Raw genomic sequence first — 17,955 nt, forward strand, 5'->3', positions numbered from 1 at the left:
AAAATCGTGTCACGCTCATGGGGCTTAGGTGGATTTCAGCGCGATGAGTGCATCAACGCCCACAATGCGGTCGCCGCTGCAAATCAGCGGGTTCACGTCCAGCTCGGCAATCAGCTCGCGGTGGTCGTGCGCGAAATCTCCCACGCGGCAAATGATCTTCGCCAATGCGTTCACGTCCACCGGCGCACTGCCACGGAATCCCTCAAGCAGTGCGAATCCCTTCAGTCGACGAAGCATGCCGAGTGCCTCGATTTCGCTCACCGGCGCCAGTGCCACGGCACTGTCCCGCAACAGCTCGACCATGATCCCGCCAAGCCCCACGATGACCAGCGGGCCAAACATGGGGTCGATGCGCGCGCCGACAATGACCTCCACACCTTGCGGGACCATTTCCTGTATCAGAACGCCGTTGATGTCCTCGGGGCGTGCGACCTTCAACGCATTGGCCATCACTTCGTCATACGCGATGCGCAGGGCAGCCTCGTCGCCGATGGACAGCCTGACGACGCCAGCCTCTGTCTTGTGCGGAATGCGGGCGGACTCGGCCTTGAGAACGACCGGGTAGTGTCCCTTGGCGGCAGCAATGGCGGCCTCGACAGATGCCGTCAACACGTCGGCAATCATCGGAATGCCATACGCTGCGAGCAGCGCCTTCGCCGGTCGCTCGCTCAGCACAGACCCTTTGGTGGACGTCAGCGCACCTGCGGTCTTGGCGTGCAAGTCGCGCGGCGTCGCGGACGCTGCGGGTACCTGGAGAAGGGTTTGCGCGTCGCTCCACCGCCGCCAGCGTGCCAGCGTGGCGAAGCAGTTGCCCATCGAACGAAACATGGCCACCTTGTCGCCAGCATCGGCCGTGCGAGACCCCGGGCCCTCGTGCCACATGGGCAGCCAGACGATGCACACCGGCTTGCCCATGTCGCGAGCCAGATCGTTCAACAGCTCGACGCGCGATACCACCGGTTCATAGGCATAGGGAATCGGAACGACGAGAGCACCATAGGCTTCATCCCCCACCAGGGCGCCTGCGGCCTTTCTGAAAGGGACTGGATCGCTGACGACCTGCGCGGTCACGTCACACGGATTGCGCGCCGACCCGAACTCGGGAATCAGACCCAGCAACACCTCGGTCGTTTCGGGCGCTGGCTGGGGCAGCGGAACGCCGTGGATCTCGGCCTTGTCCGCAGCCATGATGGCCGCTCCGCCCGATGTCGACAGCACGGCGACACCCGGGCTTGTGCAGCGCCCGGCCTTGGCGAAGAACGCGGCTGTCTCCAGCAGATCCTCGTAGTCGTCCACCACGACCGCTCCCGACTTCTCGAAGGCCGCGGTGTAGGCGTCGTTGGCGCCGGCCAGTGAGCCGGTGTGCGACAGCGCGGCAGCAGCACCCTGTTCGCCGGTGGCGATCTTGAACATGATGACCGCCTTGCCCGCGCTGCGGGCAAGGGTGCACGCCTCGATCATCCGCATCGGCTCGGGCATGCCTTCGAAGAGGCAGGCGATCGCCTTGCAACTGGGCTCTTCGGCCAGATAGGCGACGTAGTCCGCCACATCCACGTCCGCAGAATTGCCGCACGTCAGGACATGGCTGAGGGCCACGCCGTGCTCAACCGCTTGGGCCAGCGCGAAGCCGAGCGCGCCGGATTGGCTGACGAGGCCAACCGGCGGAGCGCCGGATTCGCCTACGCGCATCGGCGTGAGAAAGGTGCAAAGAGCGCCCAGGCTCGAATTCACGATGCCGATGTTGTTCGGCCCGACAAGGCGAACGCCACCGCTGCGGGCCTTCTCGACAATGCGGGCCTGCAACTCCACGAACGGCGGACGGCCCATCTCCGCGAAGCCAGACGCATAGACGATGGCACCGCCAGCACCTACGCGGCAGCACTCATCGACGATGGCTTCGACTTCGTCTCTCGGCGCGGCGATGATGACCAGATCGGGGCTATCCGGCAGTTCGGACAAGGAGGCAAAACATGTGTGTCCTGCGACTTCGCTGTAACGGCTGTTGACGGGGTAGAGCTTGCCTTGGTATGCGGCGAGGTTCTCGAACACGCGCTGGCCGAAAGCGCCGGGGCGGTTGGAGGCGCCCACAATGGCGATGCTGGCGGGATGTACAAGCCGATGCAGATCGGCGTGGCGGTAGAGAGGGCGCGGCATAGACAAGCCTCGATCAGAAGCCGATGTGGTAACCACCGTTGATCGACAGATGCTGGCCTGTGATGTACGACGCTGCAGGGGAGAGCAAGAAACACACAGCCGGCGCCACCTCTTCCGGTGTTGACCAGCGGCCCATCGGAATCTGGGCGAGATAGGTGTCTTTGAATTTCTCGCTACGCGCCATTTCCGTCATGGGCGTCTCGATCACGCCAAAACAAACACTGTTGACGCGAACGCCGAAGCGGGCCCACTCGCGAGCGGCGCTCATCGTGAGACCAAGCACGCCCGATTTGGCGGCTCCATAGTTGATCTGGCCAACGGTGCCCCGCCGTCCTGCGTCCGACGACACATTGACGATTGCACCAGGCGCCGTGTCGCCGGCCTTTGCTTTGGCGACCAGCTTGCGCCCCACCGCTTGCAGGAACAGGAACGACCCCGACAGGTTCACGTCGATCACGGACTGCCATGCCTCATAGGACATCTTGTCGATCATGGCGGTGCGGGTGATGCCGGCGTTGTTGACCAGACAGTCGACAGTGCCGAACTCGGCAACCGTTCTTTCGACGGCGTCTGTGGCGAACTCGGGCTTGGACACATCGCCCGCGATGGCAATGGCGCGACCGGCGTGCCCGCTGGCTAATTCGGTCAGCGCCGCCTCGTTCCTGTCCACCATCGCCACATTGCCGCCGAGCATGAGAACCTGCTCCGCGATGCCGCGACCGATGCCTTGGGCCGCCCCGGTAACGATGACCGTGCGGCCTTCAAGGTTCAACGGATTCTTGTTCATGAATATCTCCTTTTTTGTGAGTCGCCGATGCTATATGCGACCGCATTTGCCTGTCAATGTTTTACTGAACGATCGTTCTGTAATTTAACGATCGTTCAGTGATAACCCTTATACTAAAAGAGCCGTGCGGTGCAACAATCAGCGCATCGCGACCGCTGTCGCGTCACGTTCCCGCGCCGCGTTCATACGACGCGGCGCACGGCCCCACACACCACCACCGCTTGACCCCATGGATGCATCCGTGCCTTTATCCGAATCGTCGATTCCACGCCCTGAAAAGGAATATCTGGCGTTTCTCGCTCAGGGGCGCTTCATGATTCAGCGCAGCCGCAGCAGCGGCCGCTGTGTTTTTTATCCCCGCATCGCCGAGCCGGGCACGGGTGCCACAGACCTGGAGTGGATTGCTGCGAGTGGCAATGCCACGGTGTATGCCGCCACGGTGAACCATCCGAAACCGCCTACGCCGGACTACAGCGTGGTGCTCGTGGACCTTGAGGAAGGCCCACGCATGATGTCGCGCGTTGAAGGGCTTGCGCCCTCCGAGGTCAAGATCGGACTGAAGGTCAAAGCCCGCATCGTCAAGGAAGGTGAAGGCCACATCGTGGTTTTTCACCCCGCCTGATTCAACGCAATCCCACTAGCGAAAGAACGACGTGAAAGACGCATTCCCCCGCGGACAAACCGCCATCGTTGGCGCCGCCACCTTCGGCATCGGCGAAGCCCATGGGCTTGATTCGATCGACCTCGCCGTCGGCGCGGGCCTCAAGGCCCTGCAGATGGCGAACCTGCAACCCAAGGACGTGGACGGCGTTTTCGTCTGCCTGCCTTCCGACTTCCTGTCGGGACTGTCGGTGTCCGAGTATCTCGGCATCCAGCCCCGCTTCACGGACAACAACCGCACCGGTGGTTCCGCCTTCCTGACCCATATTCAGACGGCGGCGCTGGCCCTCGCCGCGGGGCAATGCGACGTGGCGCTGATCTGCTACGGGAGCAACCAGCGCACTGGTGCCGGCAAATTGGTGAGCGCGCAGAAGCCACCCTACTTCGAAGCGATGTACAAGCCGAACATGCCCGTGTCGGCGTATGCATTGGCGGCGTCTCGTCACATGCACGAATTTGGCACCACGAGCGAACAGCTCGCCGAGGTTGCCGTGGCGGCGCGTCGGTGGGCTCAGAAGAATCCGGAAGCGTTCACGCGTGATGCACTGTCCATCGAAGACGTTTTGAAAGCGCGAAGGGTTGCGGATCCGTTGGGGGTGCGTGACTGTTGCCTGGTCACGGACGGTGCCGCTGCGATCGTGATGACACGGGCCGACCGAGCGGCTGACCTCGTCAAGAAGCCGGCATACGTTCTGGGTACCGCCGCCGCCACCACGCACCTGAATATTTCCGCCATGCCGGACCTCACGGTCACTGCCGCAAAGCAATCGGGCGCCCGCGCATTCGCGCAGGCCGGCGTCGCTCCGAAAGACATCGACGTGGTGGAGCTGTACGACGCCTTCACGATCAACACGATCCTGTTTCTGGAAGACCTGGGCTTTTGCAAAAAAGGCGAGGGCGGCGCCTTCGTCAGCGGGGGCCGGATCGCACCAGGCGGCGAACTGCCGGTCAACACCAATGGTGGCGGCCTGTCGTGTGTGCACCCGGGCATGTATGGTTTGTTCACGGTGGTCGAGGCCACGCAGCAATTGATGGGGCTTGCCGGTGAACGGCAAGTGCACGGTGCCACGTTGGGCTTGGCGCACGGCAACGGGGGCACGCTCTCCAGCCAGGCGACCACCATTCTCGGTACGCGCGAAACCCTATGAACACGGAAGACGGTATCGAATCCATGCTGCTCGATGGAGCAGATGGATTTCTGAGTACGGCGCATTCGCCGTCGCGCGCCCGCCGCGTTCGCCGAGGCGAGCCTTCCGACAGCGCGGACGTGTGGCGTGGAATGGCCGAATGCGGCTGGCTCGCCATGACACTGCCCGAGTCGATGGGCGGCTCGGATCTGGACGTCGGCAGTGCCGCAGCTTTGGCGATGCGGCTGGGCGGCGCGCTGCTGCCCGAGCCTTTCGCCGAATGTGCGATCGCGCCCGCTACCCTGGCGCGGCTCGCCCAGGGCGCTGCTCCAGCCCAGGCACTTGCAGACGGACTTGTGAGCGGCTCGGTGCGCCCTGCGTTGGCTTGGCAATCGGCGGCGGGTGAGATCGAAGCGCCGTGGCATGCGACCTTGAGCGCGGATGGGCGTGGGTGGCGCTTGAACGGGGGGTTTGAAGGTGTGGATGCCGATGCCACGCACTGGATCGTGACCGGGATTGCCGACGGCGAACCCCTGATCGCCGTCGTGCCGGCGCAAGCAGACGTGCAGCGGCGCTTGCAGCGCTGCGCCGATGGCACCTCAAGCGCCAGCATCCAGTTCGCCAATACCGCCATTGGGGAGACTGCGGTGCTGATGCGCGGCGACGCGGCGCGCGACGCCATCACCGCGGCCCTTGGGGATGCACGTCTGGTGCTGTCGGCGCAGCTTGCCGGTATCGCAGAGGGTGCACTTGCCATGACCGTCAGCTATCTGCAGCAACGCGTGCAATTCGGTCAGCCCATATCGTCGTTTCAGGCCATCCGCCATCGTGTGGTGGATCTGAACATGCAGAAGCGCCTTGCATGTGCATCGTGGGGTCACGCGCGAAAAGTGCGAATGGTGGAAGGCGCCCTGACGACAGCGAGTATCAGCGCCGTCTCTGCGGCCAAGGCCCGATGCGCCGAAGCAGCGCTTCTGATAACCCGGGCCGCCATCCAGCTGCACGGCGCGATCGGCTACACCGAAGAGGCCGATATCGGCCTGTTCCTGGACGCCGCGCTGAAGCAGGCGTCGCGCCTGGGCAACGCACCCGCCCACCGGCGGCGTTTCGCGGCACTCACGCTGAGCGATGCTTTGGCACCGGGAGCAACCGCATGAGCAAACACACCGTCATTTCAGGTGCAGACCTCGATGCGATGAATGAGCAGCAGTTCGCTGCGCATCTGCGCGCCTTTCTCGAAAAGGCCTACCCCGGTGAGTGGCGTCGGCCGGTGGTGCTCCGCGTGCGTGGAACGGACGAGCGGCGCTGGTTGAAACAGCTGAATTCCCATGGCCTTCGCGCACCGGGTTTGCCACGCGAACACGGAGGCATGGGCTTGTCCCTGGACAAGCAGCTCGTCTACAAAGCCGTATTTGACGCCTACGGCGCAGCGCGCGTGCTGGACGTGGGTGGCACGCTGCTAGCGCCAGTGCTGATCCGTTACGGAACGCCGGCGCAGAAAGGTCACTACCTGCCGCGTATTCTTTCCTGCGAAGACATGTGGTGCCAAGGCTACTCCGAGCCGGGCGCGGGTTCCGATCTCGCCAGTTTGCGCACCTCCGCTGAGCGGCGGGGCGATGTGTTCGTGATCAACGGACAGAAGATCTGGACCAGTCACGCGACGACCGCCAGCCATATCTTTGTCTTGGCGCGCACAGGCAAGTTCGAGAAGAAACAGCAAGGCATTAGCTTCATCCTTTGCGACATGCAGACGCCTGGCATCACGGTGCGTCCCATCGTCAACATGGCGGGCGATGACGAGTTTTGCGAAGTGTTTTTCGACAACGTGGAGGTGCCAGTTGAAAACCTCGTGGGCGAGCTGGATCAGGGCTGGACGGTGGCGAAGAGTCTCCTGGGCACCGAACGCCTCATCAACGGAAGCCCGGTGCTTGCGCAGCAGACCTTCGACTATCTTCTGCGCATGCTGAAGTCTTCGCCAGACATGCGCCTTGCAGCAGTGGCGGACCAACGCCTTGCCCAGATCGCTTGCGACCTGCACGACGCGGGTGCGCTGTACAAGGAAATTTGCGCCTCGGCGCTCGCCAACACCGCCGAAGATGCCGACTATTCGGTTCTAAAGGTGTTGTCGACTGAACTCTTCCAGCGCACGGCCGACCTTGTCACCGACCTGGCCAATGAGCGCGGCGGCAGCGCCGGCGAGTGCGACTTCGGCGACTGGCAGTTGGACCTGCATCGGCTGTCCATGATCGCCCGCCCCGGCACCATCTATGGCGGCACCAACGAAATCCAGCGCGACATCCTATCCCGCGCCATGTTCTCCGCGGGTCGCTAACGGCCTGCCTTTCACCGACAGCACCTTAACCGTAAAACATAGGAGACATCTTCATGAATCGATTTCTAAAGAGCGCGCTTTTGCGCACGGGTACCGCGGTGGCCTGTACCTTGATCGGCTTCGGCGCGCAGGCGCAGGGGTTTCCCAACAAGCCGATCACGATCGTCGTTCCGTATGCCGCAGGGGGGCCAACCGACATCACGGCGCGGCGGCTCGCAGAGGGAATGGGCAAGACGCTTTCGACAACGGTGCTGGTCGAAAACCGTCCGGGCGCTGCAACCACACTCGGCGCCGCCTATGTGGCCCGTGCACCGAAGGACGGCTATACCTTGCTGATGGCGCCCGGTTCTACCACGTCGATCAACCCATACATCTATAGCAAACTGACGTACAAGTTCGAAGACTTCGCACCGGTGTCGCAGGTCTCGCGGCAAGGGTTTGCACTCACCGCAGCGCCCAACGTGCCTGTGAAGAATATGAAGGAGTTCGTTGCCTGGGCCAAGAGCAAAGACTCACCCGTCACCTACGCCACGACCGGAACGGGGAGCCTCACCAACATCCTGGGCGAATGGGTCGGGCGCACCCTGGGCGTCAAGATGACCGAGGTGCCTTACAAGGGTACCGCCGCAGCGTATGCCGACCTGCTCGGTGGGCGTGTCGACATCAACGTCGAAGGCCTCTCCAGCGCCATCACGCTTCACAACGCGGGCAAGATGAAAGTGATCGGCGTGATGACCGAGGAGCGCTCGCCACAGATGCCGGAGGTCGGGACGATGGGGGAAGCGGGCTATCCCAAACTCATCGCTTACACGAACTTCGGCTTGTTGGCGCCTGCCGACACACCCACAGACGTCATCAAGAAGCTGCACGCTGGCGTGGTTGCTGCTGTCGCGGACGCCGAGTTCACGGCGAAGCTAGCCGCCGGTGGCGAACAGGCCGTTTCGTCGAAGAGTCCCAAACAGTTCGGCGATTTTCTCAAGTCCGAGTACGTGCAATGGGGTGAGATCGTCAAGCCCCTGAACCTGAAACTCGACTGAAACACCCCAAGGAACTCACAGTGCCCGGACCTCTCATTGGACTCAAGATCCTCGACCTGACCACCGTCTTGATGGGTCCCTTTGCCACGCAGATCCTGGGAGATCTTGGCGCTGATGTGGTGAAGATCGAACCGCCGGAGGGAGACCCCGTGCGGCACCTCGGTCCCATGCTGAACCCCGGCATGAGCGCCTGCTTTCTGCACGTCAATCGCAACAAGCGAAGTGTCGTTCTCGACCTGAAGACGGTCGAAGGGCGAGAAGCGGCGCTTGATTTGGCGAAGGACGTGGACGTCTTCATCACCAATGTGCGACCCGCGGCCATGGCGCGCTTGAAGCTTGAGTACGAAGCGGTTTCATCCGTCAACCCCGGCATTATCTACATCGCGCTCGTGGGCTATGGGCAGGACGGCCCCTACGCGGACCGCGCCGCCTATGACGACATGATCCAGGCCGTGTGTGCCATCCCTTCTTTGATTGCGCAGGTCGGCGACGGCGTGCCACGGTACGTCCCTCTCGCCATCGTCGACCGCGTGGTGGGGCAGGCCGCTGCCACTGCCATACTTGCAGCGGTCGTGCACAAGATGAAGACGGGGCGCGGCCAATACGTTGAAGTCCCGATGTTCGAGACGATGGTCCCCTACGTGATGGCCGAGCACTTGTCGGGGCACACTTTCAGGCCTCCGGTCGGCGAGCCGGGGTACAGCCGGCTGTTGGCCACGTCGCGCCAGGCTTATGCGACTCTGGACGGGCATGTTTGCACGATTGTGTACACCGACAAACAGTGGCGCTCTTTTTTTGCGCTGATCGGACAGCCGGACCGCTTCGCCACCGATCCGAGACTCGCCAACCTCAGTGCGCGCACGAGCCACATTTCGGATCTGTATGCCGATGTGGCGGCAGCGCTCAAAACAAAGACGACGGCCTACTGGATTGATGCGCTAACAGAGAACGACATTCCGGTTATGCCCTTGCACAACCTACTGTCGATTCAATCCGATCCTCACCTGCAAGCGGTCGACTTCTTCCGCACGGTGGAGCATCCGACGGAAGGGCTAATGATCGAGATGGCGCCGATGGGCAAATGGTCCGACTCAGCGCCGGATGCACCCTTGCCAGCACCGACGTTGGGTCAGCACACGGCAGAAATATTGCAGCGCAAGGCCCATAAACATGAAAACTGATCCATCGGACAGCCAGTCCATCGCCATCACGCGGCCCCGAGACGGCATCGTGTTGCTCAAACTCAACCGCGCCCCGCGCATGAATGCGTTCACGGTTGGGATGATGCAAGAGATGCACAACGCGATTGACACCATTGCTGTCGATCGTTCTCTGCGGGCGCTCGTCATTGCGGGAGAGGGCCCAGCGTTCTGCTCCGGCCTGGACTTGAAGGCCCTGCCACCTGCACTGCTGGGCACCTCTGCCTCGGTGGTCGCATGGACCGAAATTCAGCAGCTTTTCTCGGGCATGTCACGCAAGCTGCGAGCGCTCGACCAGGTGGTGATCGCCGCTGTGCAGGGTGCGGCGGTTGGCGCCGGATTCGCGATGGCGCTGGCCGCCGATATCCGCGTGGCGGCGCGTTCTGCGGCGTTCCACATTGGCGCAGTCAAGATCGGGCTGTCGGCGGGTGAATGCGGCATCAGCTACCACCTGCCAAAGATAGTGGGGAGTGCGCGGGCCTTCGAACTGATGCTCACTGGCCGGCCGCTGCTGGCAGACGAGGCCGAGCGCATCGGCCTGGTGGCTTCGGTAGTGGAAGAAGCCGCTCTGGTCGAGTCTGCGCTGGAGCTGGCGACCCAGGTGCTGCGGAACAGTCCCTATTCCACCCGCCACACCAAACAACTGATGTGGGCCAACCTGGAAGCCCCCAGCCTGGAGGCCGCGCTCCAGCTGGAGGACCGCACCCAGGTGATGGCCTTGCAGACCGCCGACTTCCGCGAGGCCGTTGCGGCGTTCACGGAAAAAAGACCGCCCCATTTCAACGGAACATGATATGCAGACCTCTCCAGATTCAATGGTTCTCTTGAATCGCCAGGACGGTGTCGCGACACTGAGCCTGAACCGGCCGGCTGCCTTGAATGCGCTGAACGTGCCGCTGGCAGAAGCGTTGCTTGCCGCGTGTCGCGAGATTGCCGAGGATGGCACGACGCGTGCGGTGATCTTGCGCGGGGAAGGCCGTAGTTTTGGCGTCGGTGGTGATCTCGCCGCATTGCGCGATGGTGGGCCCGACACGCCGATCGAGCTGATCGGTGCGATGCACGAGTCGATCAAGATTTTGTCTGGCCTCGATGCACCGGTCATCGCGTCTCTGCACGGCGCCGTGGCGGGAGGCAGCTTGAGCCTGTCGCTTGCCTGCGATCTCGCCATCGCCGCAGAAGGCACCAAGTTCAACCTGGCCTACGCGAATGTCGCGGCGAGCTGCGACGTGTCGGGCTCCTGGAATCTGCCGCGCGTGGTGGGTCTGCGCAGAGCGCTCGAAATCGCTCTTTTGTGCGAGACCTTCGATGCGGCAGAAGCCTTGCGCCTGGGCATTGTCAACCGGGTGGTGCCTGCAGATCGTCTTGGCAAGGAAACGCTGGACTTGGCCCGACGCCTGGCTGCCGGCCCGACACGGGCCTACGGGCGAATCAAAAAACTGATGCGCCAATCCTCGGAGACGGCATTTCCGAACCAACTCGATGCTGAACGCGACGCCTTCGACGCATCTGCACGCACCGATGACTTCAAGGAGGCCTTGGCAGCGTTCTTCAACAAACGCGCGCCGACCTTCCAAGGCCGCTGAGCGCCACGGCCTCAGCGATCTTGATTTGCTTTCCGGCGAAACGCCAGAACCATGTAAGGACAACAATGAAAACCCGCATCACTGAAATGCTTGGCATCCGCTACCCGATTATTCAGGGGGGCATGATGTGGGTAGGGCGAGCTGAACTCGCCTCTGCCGTCTCCAATGCCGGGGGTTTGGGCGTCATCACCGGACTGACACAACCCACGCCGGAAGCGCTTGCCGCAGAGATCGAACGCTGCCGCTCGATGACGGACAAACCGTTTGGCGTCAACCTCACTATTCTTCCCTCGGCCAATCCTCCGCCTTACGAAGCCTATCTCGACGTGATCATTGCCAGCGGCGTCAAGATCCTGGAGACCGCCGGCAACAATCCCAAGGAATTCATCAAGAAGGCGAAAGCTGCCGGAATGAAGATTGTTCACAAATGCACAGCCGTGCGCCACGCGCTTTCTGCAGAGCGCAACGGGGTCGATGCCGTTTCAATTGATGGCTTCGAATGCGCCGGCCATCCCGGTGAAGACGACATCGGCGGTTTGGTGCTCTTTGCTGCGGCCGCTGATGCGCTGAAGATTCCCGTCATCGCATCGGGTGGCATCGCTGACGGGCGTGGCATGGCTGCGGCGCTTGCGTTGGGCTGCGAAGGGGTCAATATGGGAACCCGGTTCTGTGTGACCGAAGAAGCGCCTATCCACCAAAACATCAAGGAAGCCTTGGTAGCCGCGGGCGAACGCGACACGAACATCATTTTCCGCACGCTGCACAACTCCGGCCGCGTTCTTAAAAATGCCATATCCGACGAGGTCATTGCGATCGAGCGCCGCCCGGGCGGATGCGAGTTCAAGGACATTCACCATCTGGTCACGGGCGCCCGAGGTCGTGCCGCACTCGAAAGCGGCGACGTGAATGCCGGCTTGATATGGGCGAGTCAGACCATCGGCCTTGTCCGCGACATTCCCTCTTGTGGCGAGCTAATCGAGCGCATGGTCGGCGAGTGCCGGACAGCTATGCAACGACAACATGCCGCGCTCGTAGAATGAGGCCGATAGACCGAGGAACCATGCTCCTGCCGGGCCCACATCGAACCATTTGTCCAGGACATGAGTTTGCAAACCGCAGCACCCAACATCAAGCTAAGGACCGCACGGTCCCGTCCCAAAAACTCGAAGGAAATCTTGCTGGGCATCGCCGCCAAGCTTTTCCGGGAGAAGGGATACAAGGGAACGTCCATTCGGGACATCGCCAGTCGGGCCAAAATTGAACCGAGCGCTATCTACTATCACTACGCGTCTAAGGAAGCGTTGCTCGACGCGGTGCTGGAGCACTCGATCCAGGGGTTGTTAAACGAGGTTCAGGGTGCGCTCGATCAGCTGCCTGCAGAGGCTACTTCTCGTGACCGGATCCAGGTTGCCATGGCAGCCCATCTGAGATCCAACATCGCACACGGTGACTATGCGCTGGCGAGTCGCCGACTGATGGGAGAAGTGCCTCCTGCCATGCGGCGCAAGCACGCCGCAACGAGGGCGGAGTACGGTGCCTATTGGGAATCTCTCTTTCAGGAAGCGGGTCGAGAAAACGGCATCCGGGAAGATATGCAACTTGGGCTCGCTCGGATGTTTCTAATGGGTGCATTGAACTGGGCCAGCGAATGGTTCGACCCCAAGAAGAAGTCACCCGAAGACCTCGCTGACATTTTCTGCGGCATCCTCTTTGATGGGATGGGGCCCAAAGCGCCGGTTTCGGCTGCTGGACGAAAGCGTATGTCTGGCCTTTGAGCGTGTAGCAAGGCAAGGAAAATCACACTTCCATGATGGTTTGCTTTGGCGGTGTGCCAACTGTCGGAGCCGATCGTACGATCGCAGCCGTTGCAAACAACCTGCTCTGGTGGAACCTGCGCTGCGTGCCGTCGCAATGCCATGAACCACACCTCTTCCACCAAGCCCATGCGCCGCACGGCCCTGCGGTGTGCCAGTATCATGCCGGCGTTGGCTCTGCTTCATCCCGTGTGCAGGGCGGGGCCCTCGGCCGCCACGCGGTCAGCGCCGGAGCATGCACTATGCGTTTCCGGAAGCCGGCTGTGGTCCTATCGTTGCGGGACCCGGAGGTCTCTGGTACCTCACGCTGCGAACCGTCCACGACATCGGTTCCTGGCATTTGCCGAAGTGGTGCGAAAAGCTGCGCATGGGCCTGCGGAAGCAGCATGGGGGGCCAAGCGGAAGTGGCCGGCACGCCCCAAGAACTTGCGAAGCAGGAGGTCATCCCCTGACGACACGGGACTTGCCGCGTGGATGTGGCGAGTTCCTCCAGGAACCCGAGCGCAACCGCAGGCGGACGAGGGCGGTGTCGACTGCTTCTACGTGGTTGGCGCTGGGACGTCCACACTGAATGCGAATGGAAAACCGTTGCAGATGCATTTACTGGTCTTCGTGACGGCCAACGAAGCACCTCCTATCATCGAGGCTGGCCCTGACGGGGTACAGGTGCTCATGTTGCCGTTCCCCGCGCCACCCTTGCCCTTTCCTGGGGTTAAGCGCTGGTGTCAGAGAGGGGCGATCGGGTACTGCGATGAGCGCGCTTGCAGTCTGTAGCATTCACTTCTCCACGAACTGTTCTCCGACAAACGGGTGAGGTTAGTTCTCGAGCATTATTGCTGCTCTTCGTCGCTTCCGTCAGCGGAAACTGCCAGCATTGACGTGTCGTGCTGCTTGTTGTCTTCCACTGAACATTCACCCTAGTTCAGAGTCGGCGGAATTCAACAATTTTTGTTTCTGCTTCTTTGACATCGCCTGAGTGACGTAGTGGGCATGGCGGTGCAGCAGCGTGGCCAGGTGCCTGGCAGCCGGCAGCAGGGGCGAGTCAGCGAGCCGAAACAGGCTAATGGTGTAGTGCGGAAGGATCTCGACGACGGGGATGGCGCAGAGAGCCCGGCACAGTGGCTCGCCCTGGATCGTGGCGCGAGGCAATGCGCAGATCAGGTCGGTGCGCATCAGCAACGTGTAAATGGCCGCCATGGACTCCGACCGAACCATCATTCGGGGCACCGGCAGGCCGTGCTCGCGGAACGCGTCCGCGATCGCGGCACCAGGGCCTTGTTCGAACGGGCCGGTGCCTATCCATTCCGCCTCCTGCAGATCTGCGAGCGAGGTGGCGACCCGCAGCGGGTTCTGCAACCCGCACGCAATTATCAGATCGTTTTCGAACAGCGGCTCAACCAGCACATCCGAGTCGAGACCCACGGCGGGCACCGGCCCAACGGCGATGTCCATCTTGCCTTCGCGCAGTCTCGACAGGTGCGCGTGAAACAGCCCCTCGGAGAGTTGCACTTGTACGCCGGGTCGGTCGCGGCGGAACTGCGCCAGCACGTCTGGCAACAGCATCGTGGCGGGCGTCGCAGAAGTGCCGATGGACACGCTACCGCCCTGACTGCTCAGCATCTGGCCGATTTCCTCGCTGGCTCGGCGCACCTCTGAAGTAATGAGTTGGGCCCGGCGAAGAAAGGCGATGCCGTACTCGGTGAGTACGGCGCCACGCGTCGTGCGTACCACGAGGGCCACATGCAGCTCGTTCTCCAACCGGGCCACGCATTGCGTCAAAGCGGGCGATGTCAGGCCGCGCAGCTTCGCCGCAGCGCGAATGCTCCCGGTCTGCGCGATGGCTTCAAAGTTTTCAATGTCGGACAGCTTCAAGATGTGCGGGTATCTAATTGTTTTTCGGATTGTGACAGGATGCCAACGTTCACCAGAGATTTGTTCCGAGGGAAGAGAAAACGTCCGTTTGTTTGAACGAAAATCGCTGAACAATCAGTAGAGCGGTCCGCGCAAGCTGTTGGCATCTCCCCCATATCCGGTCGCTTCTAAACTGGAGTTGGGCGGCTTTCCAGCTGTTGATCTGACCTCTTTTTGACGAACTCACTCGGGGTCAGGTGGCCGAGTGAGCCATGCGGACGGTGATGGTTGTAGTCGTGCTGCCAAGCCTTCAATTTCTCACGCGCATCCTGCATCGTAATGAACTCGTTGACGTTCAGAAACTCATCACGCAAACGACCGTTGAATGCCTCGATGAGCCCGTTGTCCGTGGGCTTGCCAGGACGTGTGTAGTCGAGCTTCACGCCTCGGCGCCAGGCCCATTCATCGAGTGCCTTGGATGTGAATTCCGTGCCGTTGTCTACGGTGATCGCCTTGGGTCATCCACGCTGCAGTGCAGCCTCGTCCAGGTCCTTGCCGACGCACCGGCCGGTGAGCCGGAAGTTGGCCTCTAGAGTCACACTCTCGCGACTCCACTGATCGGTCACCGTGAGCACCCGGAATGCCCGTCCGTCTGACCCTGTACCCGGACTTCCACTTCTGATTGGTACGTCTACAGCGGGCAGGTCAGTAGAGCGCTACTTTTCGATTCACATCGAACCGTCAACTTCGGTTGCGCTGCAAGTCAATTCTTGCAATCACGACGATTTACCACGGTTACTCCAGACATGACTTGAGCGGTTTTTAACGTAGAGCGTTACTACCCCGGTGCTGTGTTGGCACTGGAGTCTCAAATGAAACGCTCTCCTTCGAGTTCAGCCAAAATCAAATCAGTTCTCGTTAAACGCCGCCCGGCTCCTGCCAAGCCGGTCGCACGTAAAACGTCTAAACCTTCGGCGTCGGTGGCACCGGCCAAAACTGCTTCGGCTCCGGCACGGAAGCGAGCCGCCGCGGCAGTCAAATCTTCCGCGCCGGCCCCGGCCCAAAGCAAGCAATCCCAGCTGATATCCCTACTGAGCGCCGCGTCTGGAGCGTCGATGGCCCAACTTACCGCGCTCACCGGTTGGAAACCCCACACGGTACGCGGCGCCATCAGCGGATCTCTGCGCAAACGCCTGGGACTGGACGTGCGATGCCTCGTGGAAGAGGGTGTGCGCATCTATCGCATCATGGGGACGTCGGCCCCATGAACGCGCTGGAATCATTGGAGTCTGCCGATCGCGAGTTTCTCGTCGCGCTCTGGCAAGGCTTGTTCAAGTGCGAGCCGCCAGCGCGCGTGAGCATCGGGTTGATGCGCGGCGTGTTGGCCTGGCATGCGCAGTGTGAGGCCAACGGAATCAAACCGTCGCCCTCGAATCCCGAACCTGTTGCTACTGTTCACACCGCTCCTCCACTCCTTCCGGGCACCCGCCTGCTGCGCGAATGGCGAGGCGCGACGCATGAAGTTCGGGTCATACCCGAAGGGTTTGAATACGCTGGAGAAACCTATAAAAGCCTGAGCCGTATTGCCCGCACCATCACCGGTACCCCCTGGTCCGGCCCTGCGTTCTTCGGAGTCAAACGCTGATGGCGACTAAGGCATCCTCAGCGTCATCCGCGTCTTCTGTTTCCCACGCCGCGCCCTCCGTGGCCTGTGCGATCTACACCCGCAAGTCCTCCGAGGAAGGCCTGGAGCAGGACTTCAATTCGCTGCACGCGCAGCGCGAGGCTTGCGAAGCTTTTGTCTTGAGCCAGAAGAGCCTGGGATGGACCCCTATCCCCACCGCCTACGACGATGGCGGCTTCTCCGGCGGCAACGTCGCGCGTCCCGCCCTCAAGCGCCTGATTGCCGACATCGAGGCCGGCCTGGTCAAGGTGATCGTGGTGTACAAGGTGGACCGCCTGACCCGGTCTCTGGCCGACTTCGCCAAGCTGGTGGAGCTTTTCGACGCCATGGGAGTGTCCTTCGTCTCGGTCACCCAGCAGTTCAACACCACCACATCCATGGGGCGGTTGACCTTGAACGTCCTGCTGTCCTTTGCGCAGTTCGAGCGCGAAGTCACAGGTGAGCGGATCCGCGACAAGATCGCGGCATCGAAACGCAAGGGCATGTGGATGGGCGGGGTTCCCTCGGTGGGCTACTGCGCCAACGGCCGCACCTTGGAGCCGGAAGAGCCCTATGCCACCCGCGTCCGGGAGATCTATGCGATGTACCTCAAACTCAACTGCATTCGTCGGTTGAGCGAGGCCGTTCACGCCAAAGGCTGGCTCACCCCAGAGCGGGAGAACAAGCGCATCGGCTTTGGCGGCAACAAGGCGTTTAGCCGCGGCCACCTGCACCGCATCCTCAGCAACCCGATCTATGCAGGCATGGTCCACCACAAGGGCGAGAACCACCCTGGGCAACATACCGCCATTATCAATCTCGAACTCTGGACCGCGGTGCAAAAGCGCCTGGAATCGAACCGGCAGGGACACAAGACCCAGTCTCACGCCCAGAACCCGAGCCCGCTCAGCGGCAAGGTGTTCGATGAAACAGGACGTCGGCTGATCCCATCTCACACCACCAAGGGCAAGAAGCGCTACCGCTACTACGTCACTCCAGCCGATGACCCGGGAGACCCGATCCGTCTGCCAGCGGAGGAGATCGAACAGGTGATCACCAAAGCCATTCTGAACTGGGCGGGCAACGACAAGCAGGTGCTGGATACGGTGGGGTGGGGCGATGCCCAGCATGCGGCCCATCTGCTGAAACGGGCCAGGCGGCTCTGTCTCGCGTTGCAGAAGGGCGCCAACGTGGCAGAGGCAGTATCGAAAAAGTCAGAACGCACGTTTGCGCTGAGGTCCTGCGTCAATCGAATCGAGGTGGCGCCGAAATGCGTTCGCATCACGCTAGACCTGATTGGCTGTGGATTGCAAGAGGCTGGGGCAGGGCAGGGCGAGGCCACCATCGAAGTCCAGACCGAGCGCAAACGCTGCGGCATGGCCGTGCGGTTGGTCATCAGCGATGGCAGTCCCGCCCAGCTTCAACAACGCGAGCCCGATCCAGGGCTGGTGGCCTTGATGGCCAAGGGGCGGACCTTGCTGAAGAAACTGACCTTTGGCGGTCAGTCGATCGAGGCCCTCGCCGAGCAGGAGAAGCTCAGCGCGCGTTATGTCAGCCGGGTGATCAACGTGGCCTTGCTGGCGCCGGACATCGTGCAGGCGATTGAGCGGGGCGATCACCCCATTGAGCTCAACGCCACGCAACTGATCACGTCAGTGCCGTTCCCGATGGACTGGGCGGAGCAACGCAACATGCTGGGTATGGGGGCCAGCGTGGTCGCCGGCTCCGCGGCCGGCGCAGTTCAGTGA

Annotated in this window: 17 protein-coding genes; 13 read left to right on the top strand and 4 right to left on the bottom strand. The window is 61.9% G+C overall.

From position 1 onward, the window contains the following. Window positions 1-24 precede the first annotated feature (24 nt). Window positions 25-2,154, bottom strand: coding sequence for an acetate--CoA ligase family protein (locus F9K07_RS07795; RefSeq protein ID WP_159591042.1), 2,130 nt, complete (start codon window positions 2,152-2,154; stop codon window positions 25-27). Between the two features lie 13 nt (window positions 2,155-2,167). Further along, window positions 2,168-2,941, bottom strand: coding sequence for an SDR family NAD(P)-dependent oxidoreductase (locus F9K07_RS07800; RefSeq protein ID WP_159591044.1), 774 nt, complete (start codon window positions 2,939-2,941; stop codon window positions 2,168-2,170). A gap of 229 nt (window positions 2,942-3,170) precedes the next feature. On the opposite strand from F9K07_RS07800, the gene F9K07_RS07805 reads away from it, so the two are divergent. From F9K07_RS07805 to F9K07_RS07850, 10 genes are all read left to right on the top strand, one after another. Beyond that, window positions 3,171-3,563 carry a Zn-ribbon domain-containing OB-fold protein gene (locus F9K07_RS07805; RefSeq protein WP_159591047.1) on the top strand — a complete coding sequence of 131 codons (393 nt, stop codon included), beginning with the start codon at window positions 3,171-3,173 and terminating at the stop codon, window positions 3,561-3,563. Window positions 3,564-3,594: 31 nt separating this feature from the next. Beyond that, window positions 3,595-4,749, top strand: a complete 1,155-nt coding sequence (locus F9K07_RS07810) for a thiolase (protein ID WP_159591050.1) — start codon at window positions 3,595-3,597, stop codon at window positions 4,747-4,749. Further along, entirely contained in the window at window positions 4,746-5,885 is a 1,140-nt protein-coding gene (locus tag F9K07_RS07815) for an acyl-CoA dehydrogenase family protein (RefSeq protein WP_159591053.1), read from the top strand. Before F9K07_RS07810 ends, F9K07_RS07815 begins: the two co-directional genes overlap by 4 nt. Further along, window positions 5,882-7,060 (top strand): acyl-CoA dehydrogenase family protein, encoded by a 1,179-nt coding sequence (locus F9K07_RS07820; protein ID WP_159591056.1) that lies wholly within the window; start codon window positions 5,882-5,884, stop codon window positions 7,058-7,060. Before F9K07_RS07815 ends, F9K07_RS07820 begins: the two co-directional genes overlap by 4 nt. A gap of 53 nt (window positions 7,061-7,113) precedes the next feature. Next, window positions 7,114-8,097 carry a Bug family tripartite tricarboxylate transporter substrate binding protein gene (locus tag F9K07_RS07825; protein WP_159591059.1) on the top strand — a complete coding sequence of 328 codons (984 nt, stop codon included), beginning with the start codon at window positions 7,114-7,116 and terminating at the stop codon, window positions 8,095-8,097. Between the two features lie 20 nt (window positions 8,098-8,117). Further along, window positions 8,118-9,278: a CaiB/BaiF CoA transferase family protein gene (locus tag F9K07_RS07830; protein WP_159591062.1), complete on the top strand. Its 1,161-nt coding sequence runs from the start codon at window positions 8,118-8,120 to the stop codon at window positions 9,276-9,278. A 49-nt stretch (window positions 9,279-9,327) separates the two neighbouring features. Then, complete coding sequence (locus tag F9K07_RS07835; RefSeq protein ID WP_201451533.1) at window positions 9,328-10,089, top strand: enoyl-CoA hydratase/isomerase family protein; 762 nt, start codon at window positions 9,328-9,330, stop codon at window positions 10,087-10,089. Between the two features lie 22 nt (window positions 10,090-10,111). Then, window positions 10,112-10,879: an enoyl-CoA hydratase/isomerase family protein gene (locus F9K07_RS07840; RefSeq protein WP_236581982.1), complete on the top strand. Its 768-nt coding sequence runs from the start codon at window positions 10,112-10,114 to the stop codon at window positions 10,877-10,879. Window positions 10,880-10,944: 65 nt separating this feature from the next. After that, window positions 10,945-11,919, top strand: coding sequence for an NAD(P)H-dependent flavin oxidoreductase (locus F9K07_RS07845; RefSeq protein ID WP_159591071.1), 975 nt, complete (start codon window positions 10,945-10,947; stop codon window positions 11,917-11,919). 60 nt (window positions 11,920-11,979) lie between these two features. After that, window positions 11,980-12,654 (top strand): TetR/AcrR family transcriptional regulator, encoded by a 675-nt coding sequence (locus tag F9K07_RS07850; RefSeq protein WP_159591074.1) that lies wholly within the window; start codon window positions 11,980-11,982, stop codon window positions 12,652-12,654. A 951-nt stretch (window positions 12,655-13,605) separates the two neighbouring features. Here the strand turns inward: F9K07_RS07850 and F9K07_RS07855 are convergent. Then, entirely contained in the window at window positions 13,606-14,565 is a 960-nt protein-coding gene (locus F9K07_RS07855; RefSeq protein WP_159591077.1) for a LysR substrate-binding domain-containing protein, read from the bottom strand. Between the two features lie 167 nt (window positions 14,566-14,732). Further along, a complete protein-coding gene (locus tag F9K07_RS07860; protein ID WP_159591080.1) occupies window positions 14,733-14,987 on the bottom strand; it encodes an integrase core domain-containing protein in 255 nt (84 codons plus the stop codon). A gap of 429 nt (window positions 14,988-15,416) precedes the next feature. On the opposite strand from F9K07_RS07860, the gene F9K07_RS32065 reads away from it, so the two are divergent. The 3 genes from F9K07_RS32065 to F9K07_RS07875 are packed head-to-tail and all read left to right on the top strand — an operon-like array spanning window position 15,417 to window position 17,955. Further along, window positions 15,417-15,812 (top strand): DUF3489 domain-containing protein, encoded by a 396-nt coding sequence (locus F9K07_RS32065; protein WP_159591083.1) that lies wholly within the window; start codon window positions 15,417-15,419, stop codon window positions 15,810-15,812. Beyond that, window positions 15,809-16,189: a DUF2924 domain-containing protein gene (locus F9K07_RS07870; RefSeq protein ID WP_159591086.1), complete on the top strand. Its 381-nt coding sequence runs from the start codon at window positions 15,809-15,811 to the stop codon at window positions 16,187-16,189. The genes F9K07_RS32065 and F9K07_RS07870 overlap by 4 nt, the downstream gene beginning before the upstream one ends. After that, a complete protein-coding gene (locus tag F9K07_RS07875; protein WP_159591089.1) occupies window positions 16,189-17,955 on the top strand; it encodes a recombinase family protein in 1,767 nt (588 codons plus the stop codon). The genes F9K07_RS07870 and F9K07_RS07875 overlap by 1 nt, the downstream gene beginning before the upstream one ends.

The sequence above is a fragment of the Hydrogenophaga sp. BPS33 genome (genome assembly GCF_009859475.1).
GTDB lineage: Bacteria > Pseudomonadota > Gammaproteobacteria > Burkholderiales > Burkholderiaceae_C > Hydrogenophaga.

Coding starts and splice junctions, on each gene's coding strand:
- F9K07_RS07825 (WP_159591059.1), top strand. CDS start 7,114: ATGAATCGATTTCTAAAGAGCGCGCTTTTGCGCACGGGTACCGCGGTG.
- F9K07_RS07800 (WP_159591044.1), bottom strand. CDS start 2,941: ATGAACAAGAATCCGTTGAACCTTGAAGGCCGCACGGTCATCGTTACC.
- F9K07_RS07795 (WP_159591042.1), bottom strand. CDS start 2,154: ATGCCGCGCCCTCTCTACCGCCACGCCGATCTGCATCGGCTTGTACAT.
- F9K07_RS07870 (WP_159591086.1), top strand. CDS start 15,809: ATGAACGCGCTGGAATCATTGGAGTCTGCCGATCGCGAGTTTCTCGTC.
- F9K07_RS07805 (WP_159591047.1), top strand. CDS start 3,171: ATGGATGCATCCGTGCCTTTATCCGAATCGTCGATTCCACGCCCTGAA.
- F9K07_RS07845 (WP_159591071.1), top strand. CDS start 10,945: ATGAAAACCCGCATCACTGAAATGCTTGGCATCCGCTACCCGATTATT.
- F9K07_RS07815 (WP_159591053.1), top strand. CDS start 4,746: ATGAACACGGAAGACGGTATCGAATCCATGCTGCTCGATGGAGCAGAT.
- F9K07_RS07820 (WP_159591056.1), top strand. CDS start 5,882: ATGAGCAAACACACCGTCATTTCAGGTGCAGACCTCGATGCGATGAAT.
- F9K07_RS07850 (WP_159591074.1), top strand. CDS start 11,980: ATGAGTTTGCAAACCGCAGCACCCAACATCAAGCTAAGGACCGCACGG.
- F9K07_RS07840 (WP_236581982.1), top strand. CDS start 10,112: ATGGTTCTCTTGAATCGCCAGGACGGTGTCGCGACACTGAGCCTGAAC.
- F9K07_RS07875 (WP_159591089.1), top strand. CDS start 16,189: ATGGCGACTAAGGCATCCTCAGCGTCATCCGCGTCTTCTGTTTCCCAC.
- F9K07_RS32065 (WP_159591083.1), top strand. CDS start 15,417: ATGAAACGCTCTCCTTCGAGTTCAGCCAAAATCAAATCAGTTCTCGTT.